The 14,628-nt window shown below is 61.4% G+C and carries 15 protein-coding genes; 8 read left to right on the top strand and 7 right to left on the bottom strand.

Annotated elements, in window-relative coordinates; genetic code table 11:
• Positions 1–181 precede the first annotated feature (181 nt).
• Positions 182–2,473: a beta-glucosidase BglX gene (gene bglX, locus ACIGDJ_RS19655; RefSeq protein WP_101158434.1), complete on the top strand. Its 2,292-nt coding sequence runs from the start codon at positions 182–184 to the stop codon at positions 2,471–2,473.
• A gap of 98 nt (positions 2,474–2,571) precedes the next feature.
• Here the strand turns inward: bglX and ACIGDJ_RS19650 are convergent, their stop codons facing one another.
• From ACIGDJ_RS19650 to ACIGDJ_RS19630, 5 genes are all read right to left on the bottom strand, one after another.
• Positions 2,572–3,729, bottom strand: a complete 1,158-nt coding sequence (locus tag ACIGDJ_RS19650) for a phosphatidylserine/phosphatidylglycerophosphate/cardiolipin synthase family protein (RefSeq protein ID WP_397478428.1) — start codon at positions 3,727–3,729, stop codon at positions 2,572–2,574.
• Position 3,730: 1 nt separating this feature from the next.
• On the bottom strand, positions 3,731–4,321 hold the full coding sequence (locus tag ACIGDJ_RS19645; protein WP_101158432.1) for a YceI family protein: 591 nt from the start codon (positions 4,319–4,321) through the stop codon (positions 3,731–3,733).
• 144 nt (positions 4,322–4,465) lie between these two features.
• Positions 4,466–4,762, bottom strand: a complete 297-nt coding sequence (locus tag ACIGDJ_RS19640) for an amidase (RefSeq protein WP_312996011.1) — start codon at positions 4,760–4,762, stop codon at positions 4,466–4,468.
• The gene (locus tag ACIGDJ_RS19635) at positions 4,759–5,838 is read right to left on the bottom strand and encodes a serine hydrolase domain-containing protein (RefSeq protein WP_397478429.1); all 1,080 of its coding nucleotides are present in this window, start codon (positions 5,836–5,838) and stop codon (positions 4,759–4,761) included. Before ACIGDJ_RS19635 ends, ACIGDJ_RS19640 begins: the two co-directional genes overlap by 4 nt.
• Before the next feature lie 166 nt (positions 5,839–6,004).
• Positions 6,005–6,883 (bottom strand): acyl-CoA dehydrogenase, encoded by an 879-nt coding sequence (locus ACIGDJ_RS19630; protein ID WP_397478430.1) that lies wholly within the window; start codon positions 6,881–6,883, stop codon positions 6,005–6,007.
• 153 nt (positions 6,884–7,036) lie between these two features.
• Between ACIGDJ_RS19630 and olsB the strand changes: the two genes are divergently transcribed.
• Together olsB and ACIGDJ_RS19620 are read left to right on the top strand one after the other, a co-directional pair.
• Positions 7,037–7,792, top strand: a complete 756-nt coding sequence (olsB, locus tag ACIGDJ_RS19625; protein WP_101158428.1) for an L-ornithine N(alpha)-acyltransferase — start codon at positions 7,037–7,039, stop codon at positions 7,790–7,792.
• On the top strand, positions 7,792–8,583 hold the full coding sequence (locus ACIGDJ_RS19620; RefSeq protein ID WP_101158427.1) for a 1-acyl-sn-glycerol-3-phosphate acyltransferase: 792 nt from the start codon (positions 7,792–7,794) through the stop codon (positions 8,581–8,583). Before olsB ends, ACIGDJ_RS19620 begins: the two co-directional genes overlap by 1 nt.
• 102 nt (positions 8,584–8,685) lie before the next feature.
• Here the strand turns inward: ACIGDJ_RS19620 and ACIGDJ_RS19615 are convergent, their stop codons facing one another.
• Complete coding sequence (locus tag ACIGDJ_RS19615; protein WP_397478431.1) at positions 8,686–9,270, bottom strand: ACP phosphodiesterase; 585 nt, start codon at positions 9,268–9,270, stop codon at positions 8,686–8,688.
• A 168-nt stretch (positions 9,271–9,438) separates the two neighbouring features.
• Here ACIGDJ_RS19615 and ACIGDJ_RS19610 point away from each other — a divergent pair, with 168 nt between their 5' ends.
• The 3 genes from ACIGDJ_RS19610 to ACIGDJ_RS19600 are packed head-to-tail and all read left to right on the top strand — an operon-like array spanning position 9,439 to position 12,025.
• The gene (locus tag ACIGDJ_RS19610; RefSeq protein WP_016771327.1) at positions 9,439–9,741 is read left to right on the top strand and encodes a helix-turn-helix transcriptional regulator; all 303 of its coding nucleotides are present in this window, start codon (positions 9,439–9,441) and stop codon (positions 9,739–9,741) included.
• A 34-nt stretch (positions 9,742–9,775) separates the two neighbouring features.
• Positions 9,776–10,942: an MFS transporter gene (locus tag ACIGDJ_RS19605; RefSeq protein WP_397478432.1), complete on the top strand. Its 1,167-nt coding sequence runs from the start codon at positions 9,776–9,778 to the stop codon at positions 10,940–10,942.
• 33 nt (positions 10,943–10,975) lie between these two features.
• Positions 10,976–12,025, top strand: coding sequence for an alkene reductase (locus tag ACIGDJ_RS19600; protein WP_101158423.1), 1,050 nt, complete (start codon positions 10,976–10,978; stop codon positions 12,023–12,025).
• Positions 12,026–12,232: 207 nt separating this feature from the next.
• Here the strand turns inward: ACIGDJ_RS19600 and emhR are convergent, their stop codons facing one another.
• Positions 12,233–12,865 (bottom strand): efflux system transcriptional repressor EmhR, encoded by a 633-nt coding sequence (gene emhR / locus ACIGDJ_RS19595; RefSeq protein WP_016771330.1) that lies wholly within the window; start codon positions 12,863–12,865, stop codon positions 12,233–12,235.
• A 266-nt stretch (positions 12,866–13,131) separates the two neighbouring features.
• On the opposite strand from emhR, the gene emhA reads away from it, so the two are divergent.
• Both emhA and ACIGDJ_RS19585 read left to right on the top strand, forming a co-directional pair.
• The gene (gene emhA, locus ACIGDJ_RS19590; protein WP_024011947.1) at positions 13,132–14,289 is read left to right on the top strand and encodes an efflux RND transporter periplasmic adaptor subunit EmhA; all 1,158 of its coding nucleotides are present in this window, start codon (positions 13,132–13,134) and stop codon (positions 14,287–14,289) included.
• A 3-nt stretch (positions 14,290–14,292) separates the two neighbouring features.
• Positions 14,293–14,628, top strand: a 336-nt coding sequence (locus ACIGDJ_RS19585) for an efflux RND transporter permease subunit (RefSeq protein ID WP_397504597.1), incomplete at its 3' end; no start/stop codon positions are given.

Here is a 14,628-nt window from a genome sequence, read left to right as displayed (position 1 = left end):
GGCGCCGCCACTGGCATGCGACGGGTTAATCGGCTAAAAAGTGCCCTTCGCGTTCACATTGCCGCGGTCGGCTGGGGTTTCCCGGCTCAGGTTTTGAGCTGGCACCCGAACAACAATAGTCGCTCCCTACATTTTGGCTGGCCGGTGTTGCATCACCGTTTGGGCCCTTGAGAAAAAATTCATGAAGAAGCTGTGTTTGCTGGGTCTGTTCGTCAGCCTGGCCAGTCATCAGGTACTGGCCGCCACGACCCCGGTACCTTTGGAGAACAAGGACGCTTTCATCAGTAACCTGATGAAACAAATGACCCTCGACGAAAAGATCGGCCAGTTGCGCCTGATCAGCATCGGCCCGGAAATGCCGCGCGAGCTGATCCGCAAGGAAATCGCCGGCGGCAACATCGGCGGCACGTTCAATTCGATCACCCGCGCGGAAAACCGTCCGATGCAGGACGCTGCCATGCGCAGCCGCCTGAAGATTCCGATGTTTTTCGCCTACGACGTCATCCACGGTCACCGTACGATTTTCCCGATTCCGCTGGCCCTCGCGTCGAGCTGGGACATGGATGCCATCGGCCAGTCCGGTCGCGTTGCGGCGAAAGAAGCCGCTGCCGACAGCCTCGACATCACCTTCGCGCCGATGGTGGATATCTCCCGCGATCCGCGCTGGGGCCGCAGCTCCGAAGGTTTCGGTGAAGACACCTACCTGACCTCGCGCATTGCCGGAGTCATGGTCCGCGCTTATCAGGGAGCAACCCCGAGCGCCGCCGACAGCATCATGGCCAGCGTCAAGCATTTCGCCCTGTACGGCGCGGTCGAGGGCGGTCGCGACTACAACACCGTCGACATGAGCCCGGTGAAGATGTACCAGGATTACCTGCCGCCCTACCGCGCCGCGATCGATGCCGGCGCCGGTGGCGTGATGGTGGCGTTGAACTCGATCAATGGTATTCCGGCCACGGCCAATACCTGGCTGATGAACGACCTGCTGCGCAAGGACTGGGGCTTCAAGGGCCTGGCGGTCAGCGATCACGGTGCGATTTTCGAACTGATCAAGCACGGCGTCGCCCGCGACGGTCGCGAAGCGGCGAAGCTGGCAATCAAGGCCGGCATCGACATGAGCATGAACGACACCCTTTACGGCAAGGAGCTGCCGGGGTTGCTCAAGTCCGGCGAGATCGAACAGAAAGACATCGACAATGCCGTGCGCGAAGTGCTCGCCGCCAAGTACGACATGGGCCTGTTCAAAGACCCGTACCTGCGCATCGGCAAGGCTGAGGATGACCCGGCCGACACCTACGCCGAAAGCCGCCTGCACCGCGCCGAGGCCCGCGAAGTGGCGCGGCGCAGCCTGGTGTTGCTGAAGAACCACAACGAAACCCTGCCGCTGAAGAAAAACGCGAAAGTCGCGCTGGTCGGCCCGCTGGCCAAAGCGCCAATCGACATGATGGGCAGTTGGGCCGCCGCCGGGCGTCCGGCGCAATCGGTCACTTTGTTCGATGGCATGAGTGCGGTGATCGGCGACAAGGCCAACCTGATCTACGCCCGTGGCGCCAACATCACGGGCGACAAGAAGGTCCTCGACTACCTGAACTTCCTCAACTTCGATGCCCCGGAAGTGGTCGATGACCCGCGCCCGGCCAACGTGCTGATCGACGAAGCGGTGAAAGCGGCGAAGGATGCTGACGTGATCGTCGCGGCTGTCGGCGAGTCCCGTGGCATGTCCCACGAATCCTCCAGTCGCACTGACCTGAACATCCCCGAAACCCAGCGCGAATTGATCCGCGCGCTGAAAGCCACTGGCAAACCGCTGGTGCTGGTGTTGATGAACGGCCGCCCGCTGACGATTCTCGAAGAGAACCAGTCGGCCGATGCGATCCTGGAAACCTGGTTCAGCGGCACCGAGGGCGGCAACGCCATCGCCGACGTGCTGTTCGGCGACTACAACCCGTCGGGCAAACTGCCGGTGACCTTCCCGCGTTCCGTGGGCCAGATCCCGACCTACTACAACCACCTGAGCATTGGCCGGCCGTTCACGCCGGGCAAACCTGGCAACTACACCTCGCAGTATTTCGATGACACCACCGGCCCGCTGTTTCCGTTCGGTTATGGCCTGAGCTACACCACCTTCGCCCTGAGCGATATGGCGCTGTCATCGACCACGCTGAACGCCACCGGCAAACTCGACGCCAGTGTCATGGTCAAGAACACCGGCAAGCGTGACGGTGAAACCGTGGTGCAGTTGTACATCCAGGACGTCACCGGTTCGATGATCCGCCCGGTGAAAGAACTGAAGAACTTCCAGAAGATCATGCTCAAGGCTGGCGAACAGAAAGTCGTGCACTTCACCATCACCGAGCAAGACCTGAAGTTCTACAACGCCCAGCTCAAATACGCAGCCGAGCCTGGCAAGTTCAACGTACAGATCGGCCTGGACTCGCAGGCGGTGACGCAGCAGAGTTTTGAACTGCTGTAACCCTTAAAAGCAAAAGATCGCAGCCTTCGGCAGCTCCTACAGGGTGTACACCATCCCATTGTAGGAGCTGCCGAAGGCTGCGATCTTTTGATCTTGCTCTACCCGCGACGGTCGAGAATATTCACCACCAACCGATCCACCCAGCCCCACACACGCTGCTTGACCCGCCGCCATAACGGCCGGCGCTGCCATTGCTCCAGACTCACCAGCTGACTCAAGCCGAAGTCCTTCACAAAACTCGCCTCCACCGCTGCCGTCAACGCCGGATCCAGCGCCTCCAGATTTGCCTCCAGATTGAAACGCAGATTCCAGTGATCGAAGTTGCACGAACCGATGCTCACCCAGTCGTCGACCAAAACCATTTTCAGGTGCAGGAAGCACGGCTGGTATTCGAAGATCTGCACGCCGGCCTTGAGCAGGCGCGGGTAATAGCGATGGCCGGCGTAGCGCACTGAGGGGTGATCGGTGCGCGGCCCGGTCAGCAGTAGCCGCACATCGACGCCGCGTGCGGCGGCTTTGCGCAGGGAACGACGGATTTGCCAGGTTGGCAGAAAGTACGGCGTGGCCATCCAGATGCGTTGCTGGCCGCTGTTCAGGGCGCGAAACAGCGACTGCAAAATGTCACGGTGCTGACGCGCATCGGCATAAGCCACACGGCCCATGCCCTCGCCCTTGTCCGGCACGCGCGGCAAACGCGGCAAGCCGAAATGCGCGGCCGGGCGCCAGGCGCGGCGGTAACGGTTGGCGATCCACTGCCGATCAAACAGCAATTGCCAGTCGATCACCAACGGGCCGCTGATCTCGACCATCACCTCGTGCCACTCGCTGACATCAAAGCCCGGCGTCCAGAATTCATCGGTTACGCCGGTGCCGCCGACCACTGCCAGGCATTGGTCGACCAGCAGCAACTTGCGGTGATCACGATAGAAATTGCCGACCCAGCGCCGCCAACTGAGGCGATTGTAGAAACGCAGCTCGACCCCGGCCTGCGTCAGGCGCTGGCGCAGATGCAGCGTGAACGCGAGGCTGCCGTAATCATCGAACAGGCAACGCACGCGCACGCCGCGCTCGGCTGCCGCGACCAGTGCCTGGACGATGGCTTCGGCGCAGGCGCCGGCCTCGACCAGATACAGCTCCAGTTCGATTTGCTCTTTTGCCCCGGCAATGTGCTCGAGCATGCGCGGAAAGAACTGCGGGCCGTCGATCAACAGTTCGAAACGGTTGCCGTCACGCCAGGGGAACACTGCACCGCGCATGTCAGCGCGCCGTGAAAATCAGCACCGCACCCACCGGCACCGACAGACTGATCGCCGACAGGTCGGCGAGTTTGCGCAGGCTTTCCAGACCCGGTGCCAGATCGAAATCCTCGGCATTGATCACCAGCGGTTCCAGCGTGACCACTTGAAAGCGCCGATCATCCAGACGCGTGGCGAGCAACTCGGCCGGGTATTCGTGCTGCTTGCCGTGCAGGCTGACGGTCAGCGGCAGGCGCAATTCCAACTGCGCGCCGGGCGCCAGATCGTTGATCGGGCGCAAGTCGATCTGGGTGGTGATGGTCGCTGCAGGGAATTGCTCGATCTGGAACAGCTCCTTGCGCATGCGCTCATCACGCAGCGGAATGCCGCTGTTGATCGATTCGAGCTCGACTTCAACTTCGGCACGACCGTTGGGATCGACTTTGCCGTGCAGAACCAGAAAGCGCTGCACTTCCGAAACGCTGGCATTTTTGGTGCTGACAAACGATAGCCGCGACGACTCGCCGTCCAGATACCAATTGGCCTGGGCCGGCAGTGCAGCGGCGGTCAACAGCAGGCTGGCGAAAACTGTAGAGAGGGAGCGGTTGAACATTGAACACTCGTGGGCGCGATTAACCTGCACGAACCTTAACCGCCCATGGGTTTATTGCAACATCAAGATCAAAAGATCGCAGCCTTCGGCAGCTCCTACAGGGGAACGCATTCCAAAGTAGGAGCTGCCGAAGGCTGCGATCTTTCAAGGCTGTAAGCGACAGCCCTGGCGGTCGCTCAGCCATTGCGCACTGTTACTGCGGCCCATGCCGCTGACGGTGATGGTTCTGCTCGAGGCGTCATCGTTAAAGCCACTGATGGGCAGCCATTGTTTGACATAGCCACGGCAATACTCGGCGTCATTGTTCATCACATAACGACACGAGCAATATTCCTTGGCGGTGTAGGCGCTGATGATGTCCGGGAAAGCCCAGAGATTCTCGCGCTCATACCAACCCCAACCGAGCAGCACGACCAGTAGCAAGATCAGAAAGCGCTTCATCGTCGCACCGCCTGCAACACGCGTTTGAGCAATTCGTTGTGCTTATAGCTGCCGTCGCGATCATCGCCGTAGCGCACGATTATCAGTTTCTCGCTGGGCATTACATACAGCGCCTGGCCCCAGTGGCCGAGTGCGGCGAAGGTATCGGGGGGAGCGTCGGGCCACGGCAATGTTGCGCCATCGGCCGGGCGATTGAGCCACCAATGACCGCCGGGCACGGCTTCGTCCTGCTGCGCCTGGTAGCCGGCAAAGGGTTTCAGGTTGAACGCTAGCCAGTCCTCGGGCAGCAACTGCCGACCGTTCCAGCGCCCGCCGCGCGCCATCAGCAGACCGACCCGCGCCAGATCCCGCGCGGTGAGATAGGCATAGGACGAGGCGACAAATGTGCCGTTGGCATCGGTCTCCCACACGGCGTGGCGAATGCCTAACTGCTCGAACAAGGCTGTCCACGGATAATCGGCATAACGCTCTGCGCCGACCATGCTTTTCAACGCGGCGGCGAGCAGGTTGCTGTCGCCGCTGGAATAACGGAATGCCTGACCCGGTGCGGCGTAGCCGTCGTGATCCGCAGTGAATACGGACATGTCGCGATGGCCCCGCGTGTAGAGCATCGCCACCACCGAAGACTTCAGCGGCGCGTATTCGTAGTCTTCCTGCCAATCGAGACCGGAGGCCCAGTTCAGCAGATGGCCGAGGGTGATCGCCGGGTGTTTTTCCAGCGCCGGGTAGAACTTCAGCGCGGGGTCGTCGAGCTTGAACCGGCCTTCGCCGTAGGCCACACCCAGCACCGTGGCCATCAGGCTTTTGCTGATCGACCAGGTCAGGTGCGGAGTCTGTTCAGTGGTTGGAACGGCGTAGCGTTCGTAGACGATCTGGCCGTCGCGGATGATCAGCAAGGCGTCGGTGCGGATGCCTTCGCGAGTGGCATCGTTGCGCGGCGCGAAGGCGTAGGTTTCCAGCGCTTCAACAGCCGGACCGGCGATTGGCGCGCCGATTGGCCATTGCTCACCGGGCCACTGTTCGGCGTGAACGGTGAGACTGATCAGCAGCAGGAACAGGGACAGGCCTTTGAACATGGTGGAGGCTCTGGGATGGGTCTGCTGAGATTAGGTGCGGTTGATGACAGATGTGTGGTGCTGTTCAAGTCGCTTTCGCGAGCAAGCCCGCTCCCACAGTTGATTGAGTTCATCCTGTTGCAATGCGATCAAACTGTGGGAGCGGGCTTGCTCGCAAAGAGGCGCGTCAGATTGCCGCAAAAGCCTTGGCCAACCGCTTGGCCCGGGCCCCCGCGGCCAATTGCATCACGCCCTTGTCCCGCTGCCACATCTGCGCCCACTCCGCCGGGCCGTTGCCCAGCGCCTCATCAACCTCCCCCGCCAGCGCTTCGAACTGCGCAAACAACCCACCCAACAGCACATGCCCGGCCGGATTGTTCGGCGCTTGCCGGCTGGCCTCGGCGCAACCGCCCAACAGCGCCAGCAAACGCAGTTGCAGGTTCTGCGGCCAGCCACTGTCTTGGCCGACGCCATACAGCCACGCGGTCATCGCACTCAAGACATAGACATCTTCAAGGGTGCGGAACGGTTTGACGTACGCGTCCCAGCCATCGCCGGCGAGCAATTCGCACAGGGCGCCGTCGAGGTGCAAGCGACCGTGGCTGATGTCCGGCATCAATGGCAACGCCGGCAGTTTTTCCACCTTCACGCCCGGCTCGCCGGGATACACCACGGCCAGACTCAGGCGCGGCGTTTCGCCGGGTTCTTCACAGCGTGCCGCCACCAGCAGCCAGTCGGCGGCATCGCCTGCGGTGACGAAATCCTTGCGCCCGCTCAGGCGTAAATTGCTCAGTCGCGTCTGCAAGTCGGCCGGCCGCAGGCTGCGCTGTTCGGTCGCGCACAACGCGCCAAGGCTCGGCGGCGCGCTCGGCCACAACATGCGCAGCGCCGCCTGATAACCGAGCAGGAACGCCAGCCCCGGCGTGGCCATCCGCCGTCCCCCAGCCACCGCCAACTCGAACGGCGTGACGTTGCCCAGCGCCTGCAACAACGTCGCAAAGCCCTCGGCCAAATCGGCGACGGCGGGCAAGCGTTCACGGCGGTGCAGCAGATCTGGCCAGGGCATGGGCGCCTCCTCGTGGGCTGTCATATAAGCATCACCGAACGTTCATGGCGATGACACCGGGGCTACATAGCCTGACTTTGCACAACACGGCTGCATAAAGAAAGTCGATCGGCTGCAACCCACGACGGGTTAAAGGCCCGTACGGAGATTCACATGACGCAAATCGCCCGCATCAGCGACACCGGCAATGAACGCCGCCTGCAAGCCGAACGCCTGATCGGCGCACAAGCCTTGCAGCAAGCCCAGGCCCTGCGCTTCGCCGTCTTCAGCGGCGAGTTCAACGCCAAACTCAAAGGCGCGGAACTGGGTCTGGACATGGATGATTATGATGTTCACTGCAGCCACATTGGCGTGCGTGACCTGAACACCGGTCGCCTGGTGGCAACCACCCGTTTGCTCGATCACACCGCCGCCAGCAGCTTGGGCAAATTTTACAGCGAAGAAGAATTCAGCCTGCATGGCCTGGCGCATCTGCAAGGCCCGATTCTGGAAATCGGCCGCACCTGCGTCGACCCGGCCTACCGCAACGGCGGGACCATCGCCGTGCTCTGGGGCGAATTGGCCGAAGTGCTCAATCAGGGCGGCTACAGCTACCTGATGGGTTGCGCGAGCATTCCGATGCAGGACGGCGGCATTCAGGCCCACGCGATCATGCAACGTTTGCGCGAACGGTATCTGTGCACTGAACACTTGCGCGCCGAGCCGAAAAATCCGCTGCCGACGCTGGATATTCCGTCCAACGTCATCGCCGAAATGCCGCCGCTGCTCAAGGCCTACATGCGCCTCGGTGCGAAGATCTGCGGCGAGCCGTGCTGGGACGAGGACTTCCAGGTCGCCGACGTGTTCATCCTGCTCAAGCGCGACGAACTCTGCCCGCGCTACGCCAAGCACTTCAAGGCGGCGGTCTGATGAGCCGGTGGCGGGTGTACGCGCGAATCGCGCGAGTGCTGCTCGTGGTGACGCTGGGGCTGACCATGGCCAGCGTCTTCGGCGTCTTCGAACGCATCGGTCTGGCGCATTCGATGGAACGGCGCCAGCGCTGGTCGCGCTTTTTCATGGCGCGCCTGAGCAACGCCCTGCCCTTTCGCGTGAGGGTGCACGGTGAGCTGCCGAAACAGCCGATGCTGTGGATCAGCAATCACGTGTCATGGACGGACATCCCACTGCTGGGCATGCTCACCCCGCTGTCCTTCCTGTCCAAAGCCGAAGTGCGCACCTGGCCGGTGGCCGGCTGGCTCGCGGCCAAGGCTGGCAGCCTGTTCATCCGCCGTGGTTCGGGCGACAGCCAGCTGATCCGCAAGCAGATGACTCGCCATTTGCAAACCGAACACGCGCTGCTGATGTTCCCCGAAGGCACCACCACCGATGGCCGTTCGCTGCGCACTTTTCATGGTCGCCTGCTGTCAGCGGCGATCGATTCCGAAGTGATGCTGCAACCGGTGGCGATCCGTTATCTGCGCAACGGCGAAATCGACACGCTGGCGCCGTTCATTGGTGACGATGACCTGCTTTCGCACTTGATGCGCCTGTTCAGCCATGACTGCGGCGATGTCGAGGTGCATCTGCTCAAGCCGATCGCCTGTCAGGGCCGCGAGCGCGCGGCGCTGGCGTTCGAAGCGCAGCAGGCGGTGCAGAAGGTGTTGTTTGGATCGATTCCGCAAAGCCGACAGGCGCCGATGCGCCCGGCAATCGCTGCCTGAAACACAATCCCTTGTGGGAGCGGGCTTGCTCGCGAAGGCGGCGTTTGAGCCAATGAACAGGTTGCCTGACAACCCGTTTTCGCGAGCAAGCCCGCTCCCACATCAGCTTTGTGTTGTTGGCGGGGCTTGGGCAAAGTCCTGCAGTTGCGGGTAAAACAGGCTGAAGTCTTCACTCAACGGTTCATACAAGCGCCGCAACTCCTGCATCGCTCCGGCCAATTCCTCAGGCTTGGTCAGGCGTCGCGAGATCCCGCGCAACACCTGCTCCAGCACTTCAAATTCGCGATACGAGCCGAGCCAGTCATTGGCAACCATGTGCGGGGCGATCTTCGCCAACCGTTCCGGCAATTGCCGTTCGCGGGACAGCACCTGGTAGACGTCTGCGGTGAACTGCTCCAGCGGTCGGTCGGCATACAGCATCCAGTCCCGCGCCAGGCAATGATCGAAAAACACATCGAGGACGATTCCGGCATAGCGCCGCCGCGTCTCGGTAAAACGCCCCAAAGCAATGTCGACCAGTGGATGGCGATCTGTGAATACGTCGATGCGCCGATGCAGCGCGATCGCCGCCTCCACCTCCGGGTCGAACTGGCCTTGCAGCCGACCCTTGACGAAGTCGCCATACAGGCTGCCGAGTAACTGACCGGGGCGCGGGCCGCCGAGATGCAAATGCGCGAGATAGTTCATGGGCGCAGCTTAGCACCGCGTCCGGTCCTCCGACACGCTCATATCGTTATAACCCGATATAGCGATTTATGCGTTCCTCAGACCGATTTCATATTGGTATATCGCGATCCAACGATTTAAAGTTCGCTCCATCGCGATATATCGCCACTGCCACCACGAGCCCACGCCATGAACCTCGACCTCGACGAAATAATAAAAGCCCTGGCGCACCCAGTACGGCGAGACATCCTCAACTGGCTGAAAGACCCGAAAGGCGAATTCCCCGAGCAGTTGCACAACCATGAATACGGCATCTGTGCCGGGCAGATCGATCAGCGTTGCGGCCTGTCGCAATCGACCGTGTCGGCACACCTTGCGACCCTGCAACGAGCCGGGCTGATCAGCAGCCAGAAGGCTGGGCAGTGGCATTTTTTCAAACGTAACGAGGACGTCATCCAGGCGTTTCTCAGCACCCTCAGTAAAGAGCTCTGACCCTTAACGTCAGCCAGCCGACAAGGAAACCTGCATGCCCCTTTCGCTCCTCATTCTCGCCTTGAGCGCCTTCGCCATCGGCACCACCGAGTTCGTCATCATGGGCCTGCTGCCCGACGTGGCGGCGGACCTCGGTGTGTCGATTCCCGGCGCCGGCTGGCTGGTCACCGGCTACGCGCTGGGCGTGGCCATCGGTGCACCGTTCATGGCGCTGGCGACCGCGAAGCTGCCGCGCAAGGCCGCGCTGGTGGCATTGATGGGCATCTTTATTGTCGGCAACCTGCTCTGCGCCGTCGCCAGCGATTACAACGTGCTGATGTTTGCCCGGGTGGTCACGGCGCTGTGTCACGGCGCGTTCTTCGGCATCGGCTCGGTGGTGGCGGCCAATCTGGTCGCGCCAAACAAACGTGCCTCGGCGGTGGCGTTGATGTTCACCGGTCTGACCCTGGCCAACGTGCTCGGCGTACCGCTGGGCACTGCATTGGGTCAGGAGGCCGGCTGGCGTTCGACCTTCTGGGCGGTGACCGTTATTGGTGTGATCGCGCTGATCGGCCTGATCCGTTTTCTGCCGGCCAGGCGCGACGAAGAAAAACTCGACATGCGCGCCGAACTCGCCGCACTCAAAGGCGCCGGCATCTGGCTGTCGCTGAGCATGACCGCGCTGTTCGCCGCGTCGGTGTTCACCCTGTTCACCTACGTCGCCCCGCTGCTTGGCGAAGTCACCGGCGTGTCGCCGCGTGGCGTGACCTGGACGCTAATGCTGATCGGTCTGGGTCTGACGGTCGGCAACATCATCGGCGGCAAACTCGCCGACAAAGGCATGGCCGCCACGCTGATCGGCGTGTTCATCGCCATGGCCGTAGTGTCCACGGTGTTGAGCTGGACCAGCGTTGCGCTGATCCCGACTGAAATCACCCTGTTCCTCTGGGCCACCGCATGCTTCGCCGCTGTGCCGGCGCTGCAAGTCAACGTGGTGACCTTCGGCAAGGCTGCGCCGAACCTGGTTTCGACCCTGAACATCGGCGCCTTCAACGTTGGCAACGCCCTCGGCGCCTGGGTCGGTGGCAGCGTCATCGCCCACGGCTACGGCCTGACCAGCGTGCCACTGGCCGCTGCGGCGCTGGCCGTGCTTGCGCTGCTGGTGACCCTGATTACTTTCCGCCAGAACGGCAATGCCGAGCTGGCGCCTGCTTCCAACTGATCAACTTCCTTAATTAAAGAGAGGCTTTTAGACATGGCGACTATTTTTGACCCGATCAAACTCGGCGATATCGAGCTGAACAACCGCATCATCATGGCCCCGCTGACCCGCTGCCGCGCCGACGAAGGCCGTGTGCCGAACGCGCTGATGGCCGAATACTACGTACAACGCGCCTCGGCCGGCCTGATCCTCAGTGAAGCCACTTCGGTAACGCCGATGGGCGTCGGCTACCCGGACACCCCGGGCATCTGGTCCAACGATCAGGTGCGTGGCTGGGCCAACGTGACCAAGGCGATTCACGGCGCCGGCGGCAAGATCTTCCTGCAACTGTGGCACGTTGGCCGCATTTCTCACCCTTCGTACCTGAACGGTGAAGCACCGGTGGCCCCAAGCGCCATTCAGCCAAAGGGTCATGTCAGCCTGGTGCGCCCACTGGCCGACTACCCAACCCCGCGCGCCCTGGAAACCGCTGAAATCGCCGACATCGTCGACGCCTACCGCACAGGCGCCGAGAACGCCAAGGCCGCCGGTTTCGACGGCGTGGAAATCCACGGCGCCAACGGCTACCTGCTCGACCAGTTCCTGCAAAGCAGCACCAATCAGCGCACTGACCAGTACGGCGGCTCGCTGGAAAACCGTGCGCGCCTGCTGCTGGAAGTGACCGACGCCGCGATCGAAGTCTGGGGCGCCGGCCGCGTTGGTGTGCACCTGGCACCGCGTGCCGATTCCCACGACATGGGCGATGACAACCTCGCCGAAACCTTCACCTACGTCGCCCGTGAACTGGGCAAGCGTGGCATCGCGTTCATCTGCTCGCGCGAAAAAGAAGGCGCCGACAGCCTCGGCCCGCAATTGAAAGAAGCGTTCGGTGGCCCGTACATTGCCAACGAGAAGTTCACCAAGGAAAGCGCCAACGAGTGGCTGGCCAGCGGTAAGGCAGACGCGGTCGCGTTCGGCGTGCCGTTCATTGCCAACCCGGATCTGCCGGCACGTTTGCAGGCCGATGCGCCGTTGAACGCGCCGCATCCGGAGACTTTCTACGGTAAAGGTCCAGTCGGTTATATCGACTATCCGACCTTGTAATCACGTAGCGCAGAAATGAAAAAGCCCCTGACTTGTGAGAGTCAGGGGCTTTTTGCTATTGGTGCGGAATAAGCGCCAGCGAACAGCGTTTCACAACAGCGACACAATTTCCCTACAAAATGCGGGACTCGCTACGTTTAAACTCCCGCCGCGATGATCAGCCATGGCGGCTGATTGACATCTCCCCAGGCTGTTGCGCATTTTAATTCATTTGCGCAGGCTCGGGCTCAGGCGCAGCATGTCCAGCCCGGTGTCGACCCAGCGTTCAGCCTCGGCGTGCAGTTCGAAGCTGTCCGGAGCCAGCAGCCAGCCGTAAAGCAAGCCGTCGATATAAGCATGAATGCTGATGGCCGCACGGGCGGTATCGAGGTCTTCCGGCAATTGGCCGCGATTGACCGCATTACGCAGGGTCAGGCCGATGCGCAGGTTGCAATCGAGACTAGCTGTCCGGCGCTGCTGGCGCAGATCGCACATTTCATCGGTGAACTCGCACTTATGAAACAGAATTTCGTTGATGCGCCGGGTTTTCGGGTCCAGTGCAACTTGATGAAACAAATGAATCAGCAATTGCCGCATGCAGCCCAGCGGATCCGGTTCGTCCTCGCTTTCGCTGGCCTTGGCCAGTTCATCCAGCGGTTCGTGCAGGCTGTCGAGCATCGCCTGGACCAGATCGGCTTTGTTGCTGAAATGCCAGTAGATGGCGCCACGCGTTACGCCAGCGAGGGTCGCAATGTCCGCCAGGGTGGTGCGGGCGACCCCCCTTTCATAGAAGGCTTTCTCGGCCGCTTCCAGAATCTGGCTGCGGGTTTCCTGAGCTTCCTCTTTGGTACGACGGACCATGGCAGTAAAACCTCAAACAGGATGTTTCAGGGATGGCTGAATATCCGCTGAATAAAGAGGGGGCGATCTCTCGTGAATCGACTCCCCGGCCTACAATTTCAAACCTTGCGACGACTTTTGTATCAGGGTGGGTACGCGGCGCAGGTGTTTACAAACAACCATGAACGTAAGTATATTACTTAGCAAGCTACTTATCCACCCGGTGCCCGATTTTTACTCTTTCACACTTCTTGTGCGCTTCTTGCGCGCCTGACCCGAGGATCTTCATGCAATTCAAGCCAGCTGTTACCGCTCTGGTCACTGCCGTCGCCCTGGCATCGCTGCTCAGCGGATGTAAAAAGGAAGAAGCGGCCCCGGCCGCTCCGCCTCCTCAGGTCGGCGTCGTCACCCTCCAACCACAAGCCTTTACCCTGACCTCGGAACTGCCGGGCCGCACCAGTGCGTTCCGCATCGCTGAAGTCCGCCCGCAGGTCAACGGCATCATTCTCAAGCGTCTGTTCAAGGAAGGCGCCGACGTCAAAGCCGGCCAGCAGCTGTATCAGATCGATCCGTCGGTCTATGAAGCTACGCTGAAAAGCGCCGAAGCCGAGCTGCGATCGACCAAGTCGATCTCAGACCGCTACAAGCAACTGGTCGATGAACAAGCTGTAAGCCGCCAGGAATACGACACCGCTCTGGCCAACCGCCTGCAATCGGAAGCATCGCTTCAGACTGCGCAGATCAACGTGCGTTACACCAAGGTCTACGCGCCGATTTCTGGCCGTATCGGCCGTTCTTCGGTGACCGAAGGCGCACTGGTCAGCAATGGCCAGGCCGATGCGATGGCAGTGATTCAGCAGCTCGATCCGATCTACGTCGACGTCACCCAGTCGTCGGTTGAATTGCTGGAACTGCGCCGCGAACTGGAAAGCGGCCGTCTGCAGAAGGCTGGCGACAACGCCGCTGCGGTCAAGCTGACCCTGGAAGACGGCAGCCAGTACAAGCTCGACGGCAAGCTGGAATTCTCCGAAGTCTCGGTTGACCAGACCACCGGCTCGGTGACCCTGCGCGCAGTGTTCCCGAACCCGGATCACACCCTGCTGCCGGGCATGTTCGTCCACGCCCAGCTGCAGGCCGGCGTCAACAGCGCAGCGATCCTCGCACCGCAGCAAGGCGTGACCCGCGACCTCAAAGGCACCCCGACCGCACTGGTCGTCGGCGCCGACAACAAGGTCGAACTGCGTCAGCTCAAGGCCAGCCGCACCGTCGGCAGCCAGTGGCTGATCGAAGACGGCCTCAAAGCCGGCGATCGTCTGATCACCGAAGGGCTGCAGTACGTCAAACCGGGCGTCGAGGTCAAAGCGACCGAGGCGACTAACGTCGGCACCAAGAACCCGGCCCCCGCACAGGCAGCTGACAAAGCCGCCGGCGGCAAAGGGGAGTAACCCATGTCAAAATTCTTCATCGACCGTCCGATTTTCGCCTGGGTAATTGCCCTGGTGATCATGCTGGTCGGGGCACTTTCGATCCTGAAATTGCCGATCAACCAATACCCGAGCATTGCGCCACCGGCCATTGCGATCCAGGTGACCTACCCGGGCGCGTCCGCACAAACCGTGCAGGACACCGTGGTGCAGGTCATCGAGCAACAGCTCAACGGTATCGACAACCTGCGTTATGTGTCGTCGGAAAGTAACTCCGACGGCAGCATGACCATTACCGCGACCTTCGAGCAAGGCACCAACTCCGACACCGCGCAGGTTCAGGTCGTGTACAAGCTGATC

Source organism: Pseudomonas sp. NPDC079367 (assembly GCF_044542195.1).
Taxonomy (GTDB): Bacteria; Pseudomonadota; Gammaproteobacteria; order Pseudomonadales; family Pseudomonadaceae; genus Aquipseudomonas.
The sequence above is the reverse complement of the archived record's forward strand: the minus strand, read 5'-3'. Positions and strand labels throughout refer to the sequence as shown.

What these genes read in the sequence shown, in the direction of transcription:
- emhR (WP_016771330.1), bottom strand. Translation starts at nt 12,865, where the DNA reads ATGGTCCGTCGTACCAAAGAGGAAGCTCAGGAAACCCGCAGCCAGATT.
- olsB (WP_101158428.1), top strand. Translation starts at nt 7,037, where the DNA reads ATGACGCAAATCGCCCGCATCAGCGACACCGGCAATGAACGCCGCCTG.
- ACIGDJ_RS19630 (WP_397478430.1), bottom strand. Translation starts at nt 6,883, where the DNA reads ATGCCCTGGCCAGATCTGCTGCACCGCCGTGAACGCTTGCCCGCCGTC.
- ACIGDJ_RS19615 (WP_397478431.1), bottom strand. Translation starts at nt 9,270, where the DNA reads ATGAACTATCTCGCGCATTTGCATCTCGGCGGCCCGCGCCCCGGTCAG.
- bglX (WP_101158434.1), top strand. Translation starts at nt 182, where the DNA reads ATGAAGAAGCTGTGTTTGCTGGGTCTGTTCGTCAGCCTGGCCAGTCAT.
- ACIGDJ_RS19610 (WP_016771327.1), top strand. Translation starts at nt 9,439, where the DNA reads ATGAACCTCGACCTCGACGAAATAATAAAAGCCCTGGCGCACCCAGTA.
- ACIGDJ_RS19620 (WP_101158427.1), top strand. Translation starts at nt 7,792, where the DNA reads ATGAGCCGGTGGCGGGTGTACGCGCGAATCGCGCGAGTGCTGCTCGTG.
- ACIGDJ_RS19600 (WP_101158423.1), top strand. Translation starts at nt 10,976, where the DNA reads ATGGCGACTATTTTTGACCCGATCAAACTCGGCGATATCGAGCTGAAC.
- ACIGDJ_RS19635 (WP_397478429.1), bottom strand. Translation starts at nt 5,838, where the DNA reads ATGTTCAAAGGCCTGTCCCTGTTCCTGCTGCTGATCAGTCTCACCGTT.
- ACIGDJ_RS19645 (WP_101158432.1), bottom strand. Translation starts at nt 4,321, where the DNA reads ATGTTCAACCGCTCCCTCTCTACAGTTTTCGCCAGCCTGCTGTTGACC.
- ACIGDJ_RS19640 (WP_312996011.1), bottom strand. Translation starts at nt 4,762, where the DNA reads ATGAAGCGCTTTCTGATCTTGCTACTGGTCGTGCTGCTCGGTTGGGGT.
- emhA (WP_024011947.1), top strand. Translation starts at nt 13,132, where the DNA reads ATGCAATTCAAGCCAGCTGTTACCGCTCTGGTCACTGCCGTCGCCCTG.
- ACIGDJ_RS19605 (WP_397478432.1), top strand. Translation starts at nt 9,776, where the DNA reads ATGCCCCTTTCGCTCCTCATTCTCGCCTTGAGCGCCTTCGCCATCGGC.
- ACIGDJ_RS19650 (WP_397478428.1), bottom strand. Translation starts at nt 3,729, where the DNA reads ATGCGCGGTGCAGTGTTCCCCTGGCGTGACGGCAACCGTTTCGAACTG.